We start from the raw sequence: 18136 nt of genomic DNA on the forward strand, positions 1-18136 counted from the left end.
GGCGATGGGGAAGCGTCTTTTGTATGTGGTAAATGTGGATTGGTTCTTTCTATCGCATCGATTACCACTAGCTATTGCCGCTCAAAAACAGGGCTTCGAAGTGCATGTTGCTGTAAGCATTACAGACGGCATGAAAAGCTTGGAGGAATGCGGTTTTACTGTTCATAAGATCTCAATATCCCGAGGTAAAAGCAACCTTTTGAAGGAGATTAAGGCCTTTATCCAAGTGTTTAAGGTCTTCTTTAACGTAAAGGCCGATGTTGTTCACCTGGTTACTATTAAGCCAGTGATATACGGTGGCATTGCTGCGAGGATTCTGGGTGTTCGTCGACTAGTTGCCGCAATTTCTGGATTGGGGCATACATTCGTTGCCAAGGGGATCAAAGCAAGTCTCCTTCGTTCTGTGGTAGCTGTCGCATATCGTATAGCTCTGTCCCACAGAAATCAGACAGTCATCTTTCAAAACTCTACAGATCTAGATTGCCTTACTCGTCTCGCCGGGCTGAGCACGAAGGATACCAAGATTATCAAGGGCTCTGGGGTAGATTTGCGGTCGTACGAAATGTCTGATCTGCCCGGTGGCATGCCTCGTGTGGTTATGGCGTGTAGGTTGCTTTCCGATAAAGGGGTGTGGCAATTTGTTGAGGCAGCTAGAATATTAAAAGTCCGAGGTGTACGCGCACGTTTCGAGTTGGTCGGCGATATTGATCCCGGGAACCCAACTAGTTTGTCTTTAGAAGACCTACAAGATATTGATCGCGAAGGAATAGTTGAGCGTTTAGGGTATAGGTCCGATATAGTTAATGTTATGAAGGAAGCGACTATCGTAACTCTTCCATCTTTCTATGGAGAAGGGCTTCCTAAGGTTCTGATTGAGGCTGCGGCTAGTGGACGACCGATCGTAACAACGGATATGCCGGGGTGTCGAGATGCTGTTAAGGATGGAGTAACGGGCGTAATTATACCACCTAGAGATAGTATTTCTCTCGCAGATGCCTTGCAAAATCTGCTTGAAAACCCTGCTCTCTGCATTTCAATGGGAAGAGCCGGAAGGGAAAAGGCAGAGAAAGAATTTGATATTGATAAAATTGTCCAAGAGCATATAGATATTTACCAATCAGGCAATAAATAAAATATTTTTATTGTGTTTATATAAACTTTCAGCTTCAAATGTAAAATATCGTTAATCATGCATTTAGTACGTCATGTTCACCAGAATGTATCCAGTTTTCGAGTAATTGGATGTCCTTGCAATAGAAGATGTCTTCTCTTGCTTTTTCCGATATCGAAACGGTTAGCTTAGCTTCTCTCGATTTTGAGTATGTGAAGTTAATGGATTCTGGCAATACCGGACGAGTTAGAAAAATGCCATATGCGTACCTACGCGCAAGCTCAATTTTGCTGGTATCTGGTGCTTCAATGTTATCAATTTCGCTCAAGATTTGGCGATATTGCTCCCTTGTCTCAACGTCAATTGTGAAGCCCAATCTGTCGTATCTGCCAGTTCCGGCAGTGACTACCGTTAGTCCATATACTGCGGCTTCGATACCGACTGTTCCACGAACAGTCAAGCAAACGTCTCCTATCTGGTATAGGGACAATGTAGATATCTGAGTGTCTGCAGGGACAACATGGATGTGATCCGGAATTTTCCCGAATTCTTTTAATACTGTAAGTTCGGAAAATTCAGCATTACTACGGTCACGAATATTTTTCACTACGTTCGCGGGATGAACTTTAATAATCCAATTGACGGATGTGTTTTCCCAGGCAAGTTTCACTGTCTCACGAAACCATTCTTCGTAGTCATTGAAGACATCTTCGCCCCAAAAGAAAGTAGCATCCCAAAAAATATGAGGAAAAATAAGAACTGTTTTCTTTAATGGGTTAATCCCAAGGTAAGACTTTATCGCGTTTTCGTCCATGATTTCGGTGTTGAATTGGGTCGCGACTTCGCCATACCATTGACCGGAGCGGTAACAATATTCAATTTCATCCTTCAGCACTTTCCATTTCTCTTCATCCCAGGGAATGGATTTGAGGTGACTCCATGTGTCATCTGAAAGTGAAACGGGGTGAACATTTTCGTTTGTAATGTCGTATCTTTTCAGGATGAGCGCATTGTCTTTGTGAGCTGAATTCAAAGTGATTGGAGTGATATTGTTCTGCATGCATGCCTCAAACATGGGGCCTTCGGGTGTGTATCCCCGATCTATCAATACCACAGTGCAAGGTTGCCAGGTTTCAATCAAGTTAAGAGCGCTATTCGCGTGATCAATGGTTCTCCGAAGTAAAACTTTTAATTGCTCGTATACGCCAGGGCTTGAAGGATTTATTGTCCCAGACCTTAACCGTCGCATCAGTGTTGAAACCGCAAATTTTCCGACATGAATACCTTTCCAGGTAATTTCTAGTACTTCTTCTTGGGTTTTGCAGGTTGAAAGGTGGGATAGGGTTTCTTTGAATTCCTTCGAAGCTTCCTCTGAATCCCAGTATGCAAACCGACGTACCCCGATCATTTGGTATAATGACTTCTGATGTTCAGAAGCGAAAGAAGGTAAAATCACGACAGGTTCTATGCCGCAAGCCGATAGGCTCGACATAATTGGAAGTTGAAGTAGTACATTTGATATGCCGTCCATTGAGCTTACAAGTGCAACTTTGTTTGCGCAATCAATCCTCTCATCTAGTTGCTTTCTTACAGCATCAAGTCTGGAGCGGCCGATACTTGCAATCTGTAGCTCATTGGACGCTAGCTCTCTTCTGTAACGAGAGCTCAGTTTGAAGCCAATCTTGCGCACAAACTTTGCTACCCCAAACTTGTATAGAGCTCGAATTGATTGATCTCTTAAAATAAATCTCAATGTGGGTAACTCTCTTTAAGATATTTTTTCGTAGGAAAGGGTCGCTTGTGCCAACTCAAGATCATTAGCTGTGTTAATGTCTAGTGCTTCTAACGGACTAATTCATAGTCCAATTACGTTACGTCTGAGAATAAAAGTTGTATTTGTTCTCTGTGTTACGCGTATGGCGTGTATTACACAACTTTCGTAATATATAGGTGGTCGATCTTGTTAGTTATGCGGTGCGTTTGGAAATAATCACTATTAGGTTCAAAGCAAGAGAATGATGAGCTGGAAGCAATTTGGGCTACGTCATGTGGGCTGTTTCTTGAGCCAATATCGAAAGCAATAATTGGAGGTAATGGGGCAAGTATTGCTGGCGAAACAAAAATGTTCGGTTTGATCTGACGGAAAGTCAAATGATTACCCCCAAAAAAAACACATTATCTGATGCGTGCTGCATTGTTTTGTACCGATAAAGTTCTTCTGTTTTCCGAAGATAATTTTGCGGATTCGATTAAATACTGAACGCGAACAGCATCGTGAAAACTGGGGGTGAACACAGTACTGCCAGAGGCCACTTCGGATAGGAACCTCTGTGCCAAAGACCGAAAGGGAGCGATACGGCCGTCGTCGGATACTTCTCTCAACCTGTGACTGGTAATATCGTTGCTATCTTCCATTCCATTTAATGTGAAACCCTGCATATAATCCGGCGTATTATTCTCAAGTACAAGCGATCCATCGGTTCCGCAAATGTGCCAAAGATGCCGGTGTATTCCCGGAGAAGAATTGGAGATAACAGCGTTTACTATAGTTCCCGACGCATGTTCGAGGCTCAAATTAACAAAGTCCTCAGCCGGTGTTTCTCCGGTGGGGGTGAAATGTGCTGTACTTGACGAGGAACAGCTAGAGGTTAGACGCACTACCGGTCCGAATAACCATTCCACCAAATATAACAAATGTGACCCGAGTAAGCTCAATACTCCGCCTCCACATTTTTGGTCTGTTTTCCACGACCATTTTCTATGTTGTTGTGCAAAGGAGTGCACAGCCCAGGTTATATCTACGTGATTTACTTGCCCAATTAGGCCGCTTGATATTGCGGTTGCGAGACGCTGAAAAACAGGCAGTTCTGCGAACTGGAAATCTACACCGGTTAGTAAGCTAGATTCTCTCGCTGCATCCGCCAAACGCTGTGCGCTCGCGAGGGTATTCGACAATGGCTTTTCTGAAAGTACAGCGCATCCAGATCGTATGGCTCGTAATGCAAGTTGCTCGTTTGCGTGAGGAGGCACTGCGAGCATAATAACATTAGGTTCTCGTCCAAGGATCTCGTCAATACTGTGAGCGAGCAGGTCTTGTTGGAGGCTTAGCCTGTTTAGTACTGAAGAAGTTTTTGAAGCATCCCTACCCAAAACACCTATCAGTGTGGCATTAGGTATCGATGTCAGGGCAGGAAGATGTACTGCTGCACCAAAACCTAATCCGACAACTGCGACACGTACTTCTGCCATAATCAATCTATAATCTTAGGTTTTGCTAGAGGGACGATAAACTTCCCTTTGAAGCCATTTCTGCGCAGAATCGGTGCGAGTTCTTCGGCTATGTGCCAGGACAAAAATAATGCATATTCTGGTTGGTCCTCGTACAGCTTGCGTTCATCTAGGACTGGGATTCTTGTGCCTGGCATATATTTGTTGAGTTTGTGCGAGGTCGAGACTTCCATTACGGCGTCAAGTATTCCGTCATCAAGCCCAAGGTAATTGATTAAGGTGCTTCCGCGGGACGGAGCGCCGATTCCGTAAATCCGATGTCCGGCAGCTTTAATTGGTGCAAGCATTGCATACAGGTCAAGTTTTGATCGGATAACCCGAGCGCGAAAATCGGCGAGTCCGGCGCCGCTGTTGATACCCAGTTCTTCTTCTCTTAGCAAGCAAGCGTTCACTGAAGGCAAGACTTTCCTTTGCCCTTTACGTCCTGCGAAAACGCGAATTGAACCACCATGAGTTGGAATCCGGTTTACATGAAACACCTCAAGGCCATGCGCTTCTAGCAAAGACTTAATTACACCAAGGTGATAATAGCGCAGATGTTCATGGTAGATTGTATCGTACTGAAGAGTTTCGACAAGATCTGTAAGATAGTGAGACTCAGAAACGAAAACCCCATCTTCGCTCAACATGTTTACGATTCCATCGACAACGGCATGCACGTCGGTGATATGTGCAAACACATTGCATGCTGTCACAACTTTTGCCGTTCCGAACTTTTCCCTGACACGGTGTGCCGTTTCGAGACCAAAATAGGTTTTTTCGGTGTTTATTCCTTGTTTGATTGCTACATCGGCTGCTTGGGATGGCTCAATCCCCAAAACTTTGTGGCCTCCCAAAAGGTAGTTGTAGAGAAGGGTGCCGTCGTTCGAGCCAACATCAATTACTAGATCATCTTCTTCTAGGCCGACAACATCTTGGACTTCTTGATATTGCTGCGCAAAGTTGTCTCTTAGAATACGAGTAGAACCCGAAAGATAGGGATAGCTCTCAGGAAATAGAATTTCTTGTGAAACTTCCAGTCCTATCTGAACTAGGCCACAATCATCGCAACGGAGTAACTCGAGCGGGAAGCTGGGTTCCTCTACAGGAGATGCATTTATCGGAGGCATAGTGTTAACTGGTGGCAGATAACCCAGAAAAATAATGGATGAAAGGTCTCGACTGTCGCAGATCTGACAGTTCGTAACAGGGCAAGAAGTGTGCTTCATTGGATATTCCATTAATTATCAGGTTTTCAGCGGAGATAGATGCGCGTTGTCGCTGTACCACTTAACTGTAGTAGCTATGCCGTCCGCGAAATCAACACTCGGATTGTACCCAAGGTCGCGCAGCTTTGAAATGTCAGGGCAACGACGGCTCGTTTCTCCTTCTGGTGCAGCGGCGGGACGAACGTCAACTTCACGACCAAAGCATTTGATAACATGATCGGCTACCTCTGAAATAGAGAGTTCCTCAGGGTTGCCAACATGATAAATTTCAAGATGCTTTCCTTTGTTGAGTATTTTGTGCACGCCTTCTATGAAGTCGTCTATGTGACAAAACGCACGTGTTTGCCTCCCGTCTCCCAAAATTGGAAACGGAATAATTCCGTCTGGCTGTTTCGAGGTCAGGTCTTTAGCTCTTAATGCGAACTGAGGGATTACATGTTCCCAGCCCATATCTGGGCCGTAGACATTGTGAGGACGAAAAATCATAACACGATCAAAGCCTGAGCGGCCGTAATTGATTGCCATCAGCTCGCATGCAAGTTTGCCTCCCCCGTAGGAATACCGAGGATTCATGACATCCGGTACAATAAGCGGAGCATCTTCTTTCGTCGGGATAACAGGGGGTGACTGGTAAACTTCCGAACTAGAAGCGAGTACCAGCTCTCCAATGTCTTGAACTCTGCAAGCATCGATGACGTTCAGCATGCCGCGCATTGCTATGTCCAACACAAGTTCAGGCTTTGAGTAAAAGAATTCAGTTCCGTTGACATAAGCAAGGTGCAATATGCTGTCTATTCCTCTTGAGGCAGCAATTACAGATTCCCTATCTCTAATGTCGGCCTCAACTATTTCAATGTCGGTTAGAATATCGGACAACCTAGAAGTTGTGCCTCGAGAGTTGTTATCTAAAACTCTAACATCGTTTCCAGCATGAACCAGTTTCCGCACCAAGCCGGAACCGATAAAGCCGGTTCCTCCTGTCACTAGATAGCGCTTTGACATCAAGATACTCCTGTTGGTAATTTAGCTCTACCATGACTGCCAAGCGCCATATAACCTCTTCCCGATGGGAGGTGAAGGTCTAATGCGTCGAAACAGTTCCAAAAATCATAAATGAGCCCCGGCGCGTTCATCAAATTTGCCAAAACAGAAACCGGCATAGAAGCAAAAATTGGATGGTTGTTCAGAATCAACACGATATCAGATTCCTTGAAGGCATCTTCTAGCGTTGCAACAGGCATCAGGCCAAAATCTTTGATTTCATTCTCTGCTACGACAGCGTCGAAACCTTTAAAGTTAGCAGTTGGAAAGGCATTCCTCAGAGCGCTGAGGATCGGCCGTGCCATTGTTCCCCGCAAGTCATCTGTTGACGGCTGCCCTTTAAATGCGATTCCCATTAAAGTAATATTCGGTGAGTCAGGGAAACCGGTGAAATCAGAAGTGATTTGTTGAAGATAGTCCACAATCTCATTCGGTTGGTTCTCATTGAGAGTACGAGCAGCCAAAGTTATTGCGGGCGTTATTCCCAATTCCCTTAAGCCCTCTGCAAGTATATGTGGATCCTTTTCAAGGCAGGGACCGCCAACAGGACCGGGCATTGGAAGGTTTGTACGCGAATAGCCAAGTTTTCCAGCACGTATTACCTCTGCAGCACTAATGCCTAGAGCGTCGCACGACCTTGCCACTTCATTTGCATATGCAAAAGCAACATCACGTTGAGAGTTATCTATCAGTTTGATCATTTCAGCGGTCTCAACATCACTCACGCGCACTACTGTGGGGGTAAGAAACTGAAATAGTTGAGATGCACGTACTCCGGCACCGTACGTAGCGCCACCTACGATTTGCGGAAGTGAACGTAACTCTGTCAAAGCTTTGCCTTCAAGTGTCCGTTCAGGGCAAAACGCTAAATGATACTTACAACCAGCACTATCAAGGATAGGGGTTACTATTTTCCGAGTTACCCCAAGTTTGACAGTGGAGCGCATAATAACGAGATCGCCTTCCTTCATCTTACTGGCGACTTGTCTGCTTACGTTTTCGATCATGTCGATCCGCGACAGACCGTTGCTGGCTAATGGTGTTCCTACTGTTATGATATAAACCTTGCCGGCCCAATCATCAGGCACTTCTTTTGCAAAAGTTAGATTTCCTGTTGCTATTACTTGTTGGAGCTTCTCTTCTAAACCCGGTTCATGGAAATGAGCTTTACCTTGAGACAGTAAATCTACGACTGTTTCCCTGATTTCAACCCCGACGACTTCAAATCCGACGTCTGCCATTGCAACGGCCAGAGTCAAACCGACATATCCAAGTCCCAGAATACACACACGTTGATCAGCATAATCATCGATATGTTTCATTAGCTCCATTTAAATAGTCCTTTAGTAAGTGCTAGTCCAATTACACTTATGTGTAGCGCCTGTTTGAAGCGACCATCTAAGATCATTTCACGAAGTTCGTTTCGTGTTACCAGAATAACTTCTATGCCGGGTTCTTGATTCCAATCGGAGTTTTCTTGAGGCGATACTTCGGAAAAATAGGCCCAAAAACGATTCTCCAGCCTACCAGTATCCGGGTAAAGGCAACCTAGAAAGGTGGGGGAGTGCAGAACATTGTGGCCAGTCTCTTCTCGCATTTCGCCTATTGCAATGTTTTCTGGAGCATCATTTCGATCTAGCAGTCCTCCTGGCAACTCAAGGGTAAACTCCTCAACGGCTGGTCTAAATTGTTTTACAATGGGAATAAGCCCATCAGGTCGTACGCCGAGCATTGTTACGTAGTCGGCCTGTTGGAAAGAATGGAATACTGATGGCTTTTCAGCACTGTCCCATGACACGTTCTTCGCGCTGAGTGTGACCCAAGGCGAGAGCGTTGTGAGTTGGTTACTCGTTATTTTGGGAAAAGACTTATCAACTTTTTTAGTCATAAACGATCTCTGCCACTATTATGATGTACAGTGGAGTTCATTCGTTATAATCCATTGTCTTGAAGCCGGACTGCTTTACCAAGGAGTCCCTTTTGGCAGATTCAAGGTCTTCTCTAACCATTTCGGCTACAAGTTCATTGAAGCTGGTCTTTGGTGTCCAGCCCAACTTTGACTTAGCTTTTGAAGGATCTCCGAGTAAAGTCTCAACTTCTGCAGGACGAAAATAACGGGGATCAACAGAGACAATACACTTCCCAGAGCGATCATATCCTTTTTCAGCGAGACCTTGGCCTTCCCAACTAATCTGCATATTGATTTCTTTCGCAGCTGCGTTTACAAAGTCTCGAACACTGTATTGTTGACCGGTCGATATTACAAAGTCCTCGGGTTGATCCTGTTGCAGCATAAGCCACTGCATTTCAACGTAATCTTTGGCGTGTCCCCAATCGCGTTTTGCATCAAGGTTTCCCAAATAGAGGCAATCCTGTAGACCGAGGTGAATGCGCGCTAAAGCTCTGGTGATCTTGCGAGTTACAAAAGTTTCACCACGTATTGGGCTTTCATGATTAAAAAGAATGCCATTGCAAGCATACATACCGTAAGCTTCACGATAGTTAACAGTTATCCAGTAAGCATAAAGCTTTGCTACAGCGTAAGGGCTCCGAGGGTAAAACGCAGTTGTTTCTTTCTGCGGGGTTTCTTGAACAAGACCAAATAATTCTGATGTCGAAGCTTGATAATAACGTGTCTTCTTCTCTAGCCCCAATATTCTGATTGCTTCCAATATACGCAAAGCTCCCAGCGCATCGGAATTTGCTGTATACTCCGGCTCTTCAAAACTGACCGCAACATGGCTCTGAGCTGCAAGATTGTAAATCTCGTCAGGCTGGGTTTGTTGGATAACCCTTATGAGGCTGGTGCTGTCAGTGAGGTCGCCATGGTGCAAAAACAGCCGAACATCTTTCTCGTGCCTGTCGCGATAAAGATGGTCAATCCTGTCTGTATTGAACAGGCTTGTACGTCGTTTGATTCCATGAACGATGTAGCCTTTCTCAAGTAGAAGTTCTGCAAGATATGCGCCATCTTGGCCCGTAATCCCGGTAATCAGTGCGACTTTTTTTTCTGCGTTCATGGCTCATATTTCAGTTTTTTAGAGAGTTGGTCTTCAGGAAATCGTCGTAAGCGAGTTGTAGGCCTTCTTTTAACGTAACTTTCGCGTCCCAGCCGGACATTTTCAACCTTGAACTATCGAGTAGCTTTCGAGGACTTCCATCCGGTTTGGTTTGGTCAAATGTTATATCTCCTTGGTAGCCGACAATTTCCTTCACGGCTTTTGCAAGTGCCAAAATTGAGATTTCCTCGCCAGTTCCCACATTGATATGGCTTTGCATTTCACTTGTAAATTTTTCATAGACAGTTTTTTCAAGTTGCATGACGTGTAGGCATGCTGTCGCAAGGTCGTCAACGAAAAGAAATTCTCTCATTGGAACTCCACTGCCCCACACTGGTACGGAGCGCTGCCGATTGATTTTTGCTTCGTGAAAGCGTCGAATCAAAGCAGGGATTACATGTGAGTTTTCTGCGTGATAATTATCGCCAGGACCATACAGATTAGTTGGCATAATGCTACGGTATTCAATTTTATGGCTTTTGCCGTACTGGCGATTATAGCTTTCGCACAGTTTGATGCCGGCAATTTTTGCCAAAGCATACGGCTCGTTTGTTGGTTCAAGGGGGCCTGTCAGTAGTGTACTCTCAGTCATCGGTTGTATCGCCAACTTAGGGTAGATGCAGCTGGATCCCAAGAACAGCAATTTCTTGACACCATTTCGGAATGCGGCATCTATTACGTTAGCTTCAATCATTATGTTTTGATAAATAAAATCAGCAGGATAAGTGTTGTTGGCATGTATTCCGCCAACTTTTGCCGCTGCCAGATAGACTTGGTCTGGTTTCTCGCTTTTAAAAAAGGCTTCCACATCGGTCTGTCTGCAAAGGTCTAGGTCGTACCGTGAGCGCGTAATAATATTCTGATGGCCCTCAGATCGCAGTGTCCTAATAATAGCTGAGCCGACCATGCCTAGGTGGCCGGCTACATAAATTTTTTCCTGCGCCATATCCGTTAGTCCTGTTTCGACTGTTTTTTGCGTAAAGTGGGTTACGAATAAATGCTAAATCGGTGCAATTTCAAAATGTTTTTGTAAATAAAATTTAGGGCTAATTTTATAGAAGAAATTCTTGCCTGCTTATTCGGTAACATCTTATGCCGTGTAAATTCGTAGATAAAATATTTGCCAAAACACCCCAAAGTCGGCCAGTAAAAATAGTGGTATACATAATCTGAAATAAGATATTGTCATTTAATGTTTTATGAATATTCATGAGTGATTTTGTTGTTCAAGTATACTATGGTGGTGTTGTTCTTGTTAGCGGAATTGCTTTATATGTGATATCATTTATTTTTCGTTAGGCGGGTTTTGTGTGGTATTAATAAATATTATAGTGTTGCAATTATAATTGCACATTTTTTCCATTTGATGAAAATGATATCCTTTAATTAAATAAATTTAATTTTCAAAGTTTTGAGGCGGTCGTTGCTGTGTGTTTGAGATTTATTTTCAATTTTTATTGTGTGATGAAAATTCCCTAAGGAAAATTCGGTTGTATTTATAATGTTTGTGCTTGTTCTTGTCGCGTGTGGTTCTACCAATTGATGCTGGTCGATGGATAATCGCGTCGAGCGTAGATTGAACTTGATGCATTCTCAAGTTAATGTAGTGAATATTTACTTTTTGCGCGAATATTCGGAAGGGGCGGGCTGGGTGTGCGTGATGAAATCAATGGACTATTTAAAGAGAAAAATCTGATGTTCAAATCGTGAAAATAATTGTCCTCGCACGCGGGATGCTGGCTCAATGCGCATCATGCCAGCTTAATTAGGCGTGATTCCCACAGTGAGCTCTTTTTAGTTTTCTAGTCTGGAAAATGGCGGAGGGGATGGGCCTGATATCCAACCTTCTCCACCAAGCTGACACTGCTTGCCCTGCTCTTAAGTGTTTGAAGGTGCGAGATAATATCGTTCTTCCGTCAATTCGTCCTCCTGATCATTCATGGCCATTACTACCGTGACCGTAGAGGTTGGCGTTGGTGTGGGCGTTCCTTTCATTCTCGAATTCGAGGCTGGAATGAGCGATGCCGAAGCGTTCGCTCAGTCGTGCTTTGATCTTGCCCTTGATGGCCTCAATTCTCGTCCATCCATCTTCGGCGACGACCACGTGGCAGTCGAGCGCCGCCTCGTGTTCCTGCATCTGCCATAGGTGCACGTGGTGGACATCCGTAACGCCGTCCACGTCCCGCATCGCGGCGATCACGGCCGAGTTGTCGATATCCGGCGGGCTGCCCAGCATCAGTGTCCGGATCGGGCCGCCGATCTCGGTCAGTGCGAGATACAGTATGTACAGCGCGATTCCGATGGTGATTGCGGGATCGACCCAGCGCAGGTCGTAGAGAATGATCAGCGTGCCGCCGACGATCACGGCGACCGAGGCGAGCGCATCCGAGAGGTTGTGCAGGAAGAGCGCGCGGATGTTCACGCTGCCCTTCTGCATGGACCAGGTGAGCGCCGCAGTCAGAGCGTCGACCACGAGCGCCACGCCGCCGAGGATGACGACGGTCCAACCCTGAACCTCGGGCGGATCGATAATGCGCATACCGCCCTCGTAGATCAGATAAACGCCGACGAGGATGAGTGTCTTGTAGTTGATCAGTGCCGCGACAATCTCGATCCGGCCGTATCCGAAGGTCATCCGCTCGTCCGCAGGCCTCCGCGCGATCTTGCGCGCCGCGAAAGCGATCACCAGCGACGCCATATCCGAGAAGTTGTGCAGGTCATCCGCGATCAGCGCGAGACTGCTCGAAACGATTCCGCCTGCGATCTGCGCGACGGTCAGAAGGGCGTTCGCTGGCTCTGTTGCACAAATGGTCTGAGGGGATTCATCTTGTGAATCCAGCGTGGTAGCTGGGCTGCATGAGCAGACCGATACCCCCGACCTACAAGACCCGGAACTGGCCAGCCTACAACGAGGCGCTCAAGCGCCGGGGCTCGCTGACGATCTGGTTCGATCCCGCCATGATGTGGGGAGCCGCGCCCACCGGCAAGCGCGGGCGCCAGCCAGACGACAGCGACGCCGCCATCCAGACCTGCCTGACGATGAAGGTGCTGTTCGGCATGGCCCTGCGCCATACAACCGGGTTCGTCGAGAGCCTGCTGCGTCTGTTCGGCCTGGACTGGGCTGTGCCCGACTTCAGCACGCTGTCGCGGCGCCAGAAGACGGCTCTGTTGCAACAGAGCCCAATCAGGCCCCAATCTCGTCGTGCTCGGTCAGACATTCAGAATGGTCCCGCAACACCTCCAGCACCCGGCAATCCGCTGTCCGCCCGCCGCTGCACTCGTGGACCATGCGTTTCAGTTCCGTGCGCAGCGCCTTCAGGCGGGCCATGCGCTGCTCCACCTGTTTGAGCTGGCGACGCGCGATGGCATCTGCCTCGTCGCAGGGGCGGTTGGGATGGTCGCTGAGGTCGAGCAGCTCGCGGATCGCATCGAGCGAGAAACCGAGTTGCCGCGAATGGCGGATGAAGGACAGTCGGTCAAGCTGTGCATTGTCGTAGCGCCTCTGCCCGCCTTCGGACCTGCCGGGTTCGGGCATGAGTCCGATCTGTTCGTAGTACCTGATGGTCTGCACCTTTGTGCCGGTCTTCTTTGACAGAGTACCGATCGTGAGCATTTTCGCCTCCATGAAAAAGATACAGTTTGTGTAGGTTTTGTCGTCGGAATAAACAAGTGTCGGATTCACAGACGCGTGAGTTCAAGCTATACCATGATTTCGCGCTTGAACCTCTAGCTGCTAGAGGATTTATACGCACATGCAATAAGAATCAAAAGCAGGCGAACAGGATTGTCCCTTACTTCGGCGCAGAAATTTCTTTGGGTTTTGGCAGGCGTGGCAGCGCTTGCCTTCGTATGGCTTTTGCTCTGGTCCGATTATCGTGCCGATAGCGCCCGAACCGACGCCGAACCGCCTTTTTTCGCTGAATTCGAACTAACGGACCACCAGGGTATGGTTCGAACCGAGGAGGACTTTGCGGGGCGCTGGATGCTGGTGTTTTTCGGCTTCACCAACTGTCCCGACGTCTGCCCGACGACCCTGTCAGAGGTCGCGGCGGTGATGGACGGTCTGGGCGACGATGCCGCCAAGGTCCAGCCGATTTTCATAACAATCGACCCCGAACGGGACACGCCCGCCGCACTCGCCGAATACGTCCCGCTGTTCGATGCGGGCATCATCGGGCTGACGGGCACGCCGGAACAAATCGCCGCCACATCCGAGACGTTTCCGATCTTCTTTGAACGCGTCGAAGAGGCTGCGGCGCCGGATGGTTACACGATGGGCCACACGTCGCATCTGTTCCTCTTCGATCCCGACGCGGGCTTTGCCGACTCCTGGCCCTACGGCACCCCGGCCGAAGAGATTCTCGCCGATCTGGAAGAGAGGATCTGATCGACATGAACCGCATATCCGGAGAAACAGCCCTCGGGCTGGCGTGGATCATCGCGCTTGTCGCCTCGCTTGCCGTGCTTTTCATCGGCGAGGTGCTGGGGCAGACGCCCTGTGTGCTGTGCTGGTTCCAGCGCGCCTTCATGTTTCCCTTGGCCATTATCCTCGGGCTGGGCCTTTGGTGGCGGGACGGCCGTGTGGGGCGCTACGGCATCGCATTGGCGCTTGGCGGCGGCGCAATCGCCCTGTGGCACATGGGGCTGTACGTCGGTCTTGTTCCCGAACGCGTCCAGCCCTGCACGGCCACCGGCCCCTCTTGCACCGATGACAACCAACTGGTCTTCGGCATCCCTATCCCGCTGATGGCGCTCGCCGCCTTCGCGCTGATCGGGGCGCTGTCGGCCCTTTCATTAAAGGACACACGAACATGAATCGACGCGGCCTGATCCTGTCCGTTGTTGCCCTCGGCGCCGCCGGTTTCGGCGGAGCCACCTGGTTTGCAAACCGCCCCGGCCCAGTGGCCGAAGCGGAGCCCGTTGCTCCGGAACTTGCGGAGGCGATGATCCGCCCCTACTCGCCCATCCTCGGGCCTGCGGATGCGCCCGTCACGATCGTCGAATTCTTCGATCCGGCCTGCGAGGCCTGTCGCGCCTTTCATCCCATCGTGAAGGACATCATGGCCGAGCATGGGGAAGCTGTCCGCGTCGTGATCCGCTACACGCCCTTCCACGGCGCGGCATCCGAGGAAGCCATCCGCGTGCTCGAGGCGGCGCGCATGCAGGACGTTTACGTGCCGGTGCTCGAGGCCGTTCTGCGGGAACAGCCGAGATGGGCGTCACACGGTGCCCCGGCGCCCGGCCTGATCCTACAGGTCGCCGCCACGGCCGGGCTCGATGCCGAGGCCGCGCGCACGCAAATGCTGGCACCGGGTGTAGTGGCGATCCTGAATCAGGATCGTGCCGATGTAGAGACCGTGGGAATTCGCCAGACGCCCACATTCTTCGTGAACGGCAAGCCGCTCGATCCGTTCGGGGAGGCAGAACTGCGGCGATTGGTGGCTGCCGAAGTCGCTTCCGCGCAAAAATGAATGGAAAGGGCAGGATCAAAACGATGAAAAAGTATATTTTAACCAGCACACTGGCGGCGCTTTTGACCCTTGGAGGGCTCTCGGTGCCCGCGCTGGCCGGACCCGAGGATGTCGTCGTCGAGAACGCGTGGTCCCGCGCCTCCATCGGGATGAACCGTCCCGGGGCGGCCTACATGACGATCCGCAACGCTGGCGACGAGCCGGTAACGCTGATCGGCCTTAAGACACCGCTCGCGATGATGCCCGAGATCCACGAGACGAAGACCAATGCCGAAGGTGTGAGTTCGATGAGCCCGGCGGGCGAGATCACAATCGCCCCGGGCGAGAGCGTCGCGCTCGAGCCGGGGGGCCTGCACGCAATGCTGATGCGGCTGCAAGAACCGATGACGGAAGGGGAAACCTTTCCGCTGACCCTGCTCTTCGACGGCGGAGGCGAAGTGACGGTCGACGTGCCGATCCTCGGCATCGCCGCGAGGGGGCCGCAGGACTGATGCGGCGACGGGCGATCCTGGGGTATGGTGCGGCTGGTGTCGGGGCGGTCGCCCTGATGCTCTTCGTCGGTTGGTGGCGGGTCGACGGACCCGGTGCACCCGCACCTGTCGGGCAGCTGCCTGTGGCCCTGACCGAGATGGACTTCCGTCTGACGGATCATGAGGGCAACGCGGTCGGGCCGGAAACCCTCATCGGGCGACCGACGATGGCGTTCTTCGGCTTCACCTACTGTCCCGATGTCTGCCCGACCACACTCTCTGACATTTCGGGATGGCTCGACGATCTGGGAGACGAGGCCGACGAGATGAACGTGGTTTTCATCACGGTCGATCCCGAGCGCGACACTGTCGAAACGATGGCCGAATATGTCGGCTACTTCCATCCTGCGATCCGTGGCTGGACGGGGCCGGAGGAGCAGATAGCGCGCGTCGCGGACGGCTTCCGCGCCACCTACGAAAGGGTGCCGACGGAGAGCGGCGATTACACGATGAACCACACCGCGAGCGTCTTCCTGTTCGCAGCCTCCGGGCGGTTCGTCACCATGATCGACTATCACGAAGCCAGAGAATTCGCGGTGCCGAAGATCCGTCGCGCGCTGGCAGAAGAAATGGAGGGGGCGACATGAGGCTCAGAACTTTGGCGGCTTGTGTTGCAATTGCGGGGACGGTTTCGGGTGCGGCTATCGCCATCTCCGATCTTTTGTCGAAAGAACCCGTGCCGCCGGAACTTGCCCAGGCAGGTAGCTGGATGCCCCAACGTCCTGAAGTCCCCCAGAACGTTGACATTCCCGTGACGCTGCCCGTGACGGCATGGGCAGATGATGCACACAATCTCAGCCCGCTGCCCCTTCTGCAGGTCGCTGTTGCCGACAGGCCGGTACGGGCGATCGAGCCACCGCTGTCGACGTGGTCGCGCGACGTTGCACCTGGCGAGACGCTCGATTTCTTGCTGTCCGAAGCTGGACTTGCGGCACCTGACAGAGCCGAAGTTGCCCTCGCGCTTGGCGCGGAATACGATCTGCGACGGCTGCGGCCGGGGCACTCGGTCACTGTTGCTTCGACCATGGACGGCAGCCCCCGCACCGTCTCACTCGCCGTCGAGGACGGGGTTCGGATCGAGGTGGTTTTCGGCGAGCAGTTGTCCACACAGGTCGTGGCTCCGGATCCGGAGATCGTAACCCTTGCCGGCGAAGTCGTGATCAACAGCTCGATCTTCGCGGCACTCGACGAAGCCGGGATACCCGCCCGTTTTGCCGTGGACCTTGCGCAGATGCTGGGTGGGACCGTGGATTTCCGCCGCGAGATGGCCGGTGGCGAGACACTAAGGCTTCTCTGGCGCGAGGCGCGGGTCGGCGAGGACAGGATCGGACAGCCCGAGCTCGCCTTCGCCGCACTGGAGATCGGCGGTTCGCTTTACGAGATCGTATGGCCGGACGACGGCAGCGGTCAGGCGACGATCTACGTCGATGGCGAGGTGCTGCGCGTCTTCGCACAGCCGGTCGAGGGTGCGCGCCTCAGCTCGGTGTTCGGACGCCGCACGCATCCGGTCTTTGGCAACGTCCGGATGCACACCGGCGTTGATTTCGCAGCGGCACGTGGGACACCGGTTCAAGCGACGGCACCGGGGCGGGTCAGTTTCATCGGCTGGCGCGGCGGCTATGGTCGCGTGGTTGAAATCTCGCACGGGTCCGACACCATGACGCGCTACGCGCATCTGAGCGCCGTGCCGGAGGGCCTGGTACAAGGCCAACGCGTGGCGGCGGGAGATGTGATCGGCCGCGTCGGCGCGACCGGCACGGCGACAGGCCCGAACCTGCACTACGAAGTCCTCGTGGATGGGCGCCCGACTGACCCCCTCACTGACGACCGGCTCGCCGAAGCAGCCGAGAGCGAAGCGGATGATACCGCCGCGCTCTCGCGTCTGGCCGAGGCGCGGGCGCTTCTGAATGAAAACCTCGGCAGCGAGATTGCCGAAATGACAACCGAAAGGCTCTGACCCATGAAACGCATGACCCAAGCTCTTGCCATCACGCTCGCCCTTTTCCCGGCGGCCCAGGCCCTCGCAGAGACGACGGCGATCGACGTCCGCAAGACGAACGGATGCGGCTGCTGCCTCTCGTGGATGAACCACCTCGAAGAGAACGGTTTTGTGCCGACCGGCCAGGACATGTTCGGTGGGTCGCTGGTTCGCTTCAAGCTCGACAATGGCGTGCCGCAGCGCATGGTCTCCTGCCACACCGCGCTAATCGAGGGCTACGTGATCGAAGGCCATGTCCCGGCCGCTGACATCCGCCGCCTTCTCGATGAGCGCCCGGACGCAGTCGGTCTCGCCGTGCCTGGGATGCCCTATGGCTCGCCCGGCATGGGGCCAGAAGACGACCGCGAGGCCTATGATGTCTTCCTCATCCGCAAGGACGGGTCGACGGAAGTCTGTTCGAGCTACGCCGAAGGATAATCTGGCCCGCCC

The 18136-nt window shown here is 51.1% G+C and carries 18 protein-coding genes and 1 pseudogene; 9 read left to right on the forward strand and 10 right to left on the reverse strand.

The annotated features are described in order from the left end of the window. Window positions 1-4: 4 nt before the first annotated feature. On the forward strand, window positions 5-1132 hold the full coding sequence (locus CMO10_RS15070; protein ID WP_297023835.1) for a glycosyltransferase family 4 protein: 1128 nt from the start codon (window positions 5-7) through the stop codon (window positions 1130-1132). A 55-nt stretch (window positions 1133-1187) separates the two neighbouring features. Here the strand turns inward: CMO10_RS15070 and CMO10_RS15075 are convergent, their stop codons facing one another. The 9 genes from CMO10_RS15075 to CMO10_RS15115 form a co-directional block, all read right to left on the reverse strand. Continuing rightward, entirely contained in the window at window positions 1188-2864 is a 1677-nt protein-coding gene (locus CMO10_RS15075) for a hypothetical protein (protein ID WP_297023838.1), read from the reverse strand. Window positions 2865-3286: 422 nt separating this feature from the next. Next, window positions 3287-4360, reverse strand: coding sequence for a Gfo/Idh/MocA family protein (locus CMO10_RS15080; RefSeq protein WP_297023842.1), 1074 nt, complete (start codon window positions 4358-4360; stop codon window positions 3287-3289). 2 nt (window positions 4361-4362) lie between these two features. Beyond that, on the reverse strand, window positions 4363-5607 hold the full coding sequence (locus CMO10_RS15085; protein WP_297023845.1) for a class I SAM-dependent methyltransferase: 1245 nt from the start codon (window positions 5605-5607) through the stop codon (window positions 4363-4365). Window positions 5608-5625: 18 nt separating this feature from the next. Next, on the reverse strand, window positions 5626-6609 hold the full coding sequence (locus CMO10_RS15090; protein WP_297023848.1) for an NAD-dependent epimerase/dehydratase family protein: 984 nt from the start codon (window positions 6607-6609) through the stop codon (window positions 5626-5628). Then, window positions 6609-7970, reverse strand: a complete 1362-nt coding sequence (locus CMO10_RS15095) for a nucleotide sugar dehydrogenase (protein ID WP_297023851.1) — start codon at window positions 7968-7970, stop codon at window positions 6609-6611. The genes CMO10_RS15090 and CMO10_RS15095 overlap by 1 nt, the downstream gene beginning before the upstream one ends. Further along, window positions 7970-8536, reverse strand: a complete 567-nt coding sequence (locus CMO10_RS15100) for an NUDIX hydrolase (protein WP_297023854.1) — start codon at window positions 8534-8536, stop codon at window positions 7970-7972. The genes CMO10_RS15095 and CMO10_RS15100 overlap by 1 nt, the downstream gene beginning before the upstream one ends. Window positions 8537-8573: 37 nt before the next feature. Continuing rightward, complete coding sequence (gene gmd / locus CMO10_RS15105; protein ID WP_297023856.1) at window positions 8574-9668, reverse strand: GDP-mannose 4,6-dehydratase; 1095 nt, start codon at window positions 9666-9668, stop codon at window positions 8574-8576. A 10-nt stretch (window positions 9669-9678) separates the two neighbouring features. Beyond that, window positions 9679-10653, reverse strand: coding sequence for a GDP-L-fucose synthase (gene fcl, locus CMO10_RS15110; protein WP_297023858.1), 975 nt, complete (start codon window positions 10651-10653; stop codon window positions 9679-9681). A 987-nt stretch (window positions 10654-11640) separates the two neighbouring features. Continuing rightward, entirely contained in the window at window positions 11641-12609 is a 969-nt protein-coding gene (locus CMO10_RS15115; protein ID WP_363928345.1) for a cation diffusion facilitator family transporter, read from the reverse strand. On the opposite strand from CMO10_RS15115, the pseudogene CMO10_RS15120 reads away from it, so the two are divergent. Continuing rightward, a pseudogene (locus tag CMO10_RS15120) lies at window positions 12564-12869 on the forward strand (transposase); the annotation flags it as partial. The gene CMO10_RS15115 and the pseudogene CMO10_RS15120 overlap by 46 nt on opposite strands. 22 nt (window positions 12870-12891) lie before the next feature. Here CMO10_RS15120 and CMO10_RS15125 read toward each other — a convergent pair. Further along, a complete protein-coding gene (locus CMO10_RS15125; RefSeq protein WP_297023872.1) occupies window positions 12892-13320 on the reverse strand; it encodes a MerR family transcriptional regulator in 429 nt (142 codons plus the stop codon). A gap of 171 nt (window positions 13321-13491) precedes the next feature. On the opposite strand from CMO10_RS15125, the gene CMO10_RS15130 reads away from it, so the two are divergent. From CMO10_RS15130 to CMO10_RS15160, 7 genes are read left to right on the forward strand one after another with little or no spacing between them, the layout of a single operon-like run. Further along, complete coding sequence (locus CMO10_RS15130; protein ID WP_008889341.1) at window positions 13492-14094, forward strand: SCO family protein; 603 nt, start codon at window positions 13492-13494, stop codon at window positions 14092-14094. A 5-nt stretch (window positions 14095-14099) separates the two neighbouring features. Continuing rightward, window positions 14100-14522, forward strand: a complete 423-nt coding sequence (locus CMO10_RS15135; protein ID WP_008889342.1) for a disulfide bond formation protein B — start codon at window positions 14100-14102, stop codon at window positions 14520-14522. Then, window positions 14519-15178 (forward strand): DsbA family protein, encoded by a 660-nt coding sequence (locus tag CMO10_RS15140; RefSeq protein WP_008889343.1) that lies wholly within the window; start codon window positions 14519-14521, stop codon window positions 15176-15178. The genes CMO10_RS15135 and CMO10_RS15140 overlap by 4 nt, the downstream gene beginning before the upstream one ends. Before the next feature lie 23 nt (window positions 15179-15201). Next, the gene (locus CMO10_RS15145; RefSeq protein WP_008889344.1) at window positions 15202-15669 is read left to right on the forward strand and encodes a copper chaperone PCu(A)C; all 468 of its coding nucleotides are present in this window, start codon (window positions 15202-15204) and stop codon (window positions 15667-15669) included. A 56-nt stretch (window positions 15670-15725) separates the two neighbouring features. Beyond that, window positions 15726-16295 (forward strand): SCO family protein, encoded by a 570-nt coding sequence (locus CMO10_RS15150; RefSeq protein WP_297023865.1) that lies wholly within the window; start codon window positions 15726-15728, stop codon window positions 16293-16295. Continuing rightward, entirely contained in the window at window positions 16292-17665 is a 1374-nt protein-coding gene (locus tag CMO10_RS15155; RefSeq protein ID WP_297023867.1) for a M23 family metallopeptidase, read from the forward strand. Before CMO10_RS15150 ends, CMO10_RS15155 begins: the two co-directional genes overlap by 4 nt. A gap of 3 nt (window positions 17666-17668) precedes the next feature. Next, complete coding sequence (locus tag CMO10_RS15160) at window positions 17669-18124, forward strand: DUF411 domain-containing protein (RefSeq protein WP_008889347.1); 456 nt, start codon at window positions 17669-17671, stop codon at window positions 18122-18124. Window positions 18125-18136: the final 12 nt, after the last annotated feature.

The sequence above is a fragment of the Thalassospira sp. genome, from assembly GCF_002709775.1.
Taxonomy (GTDB): Bacteria; Pseudomonadota; Alphaproteobacteria; order Rhodospirillales; family Thalassospiraceae; genus Thalassospira.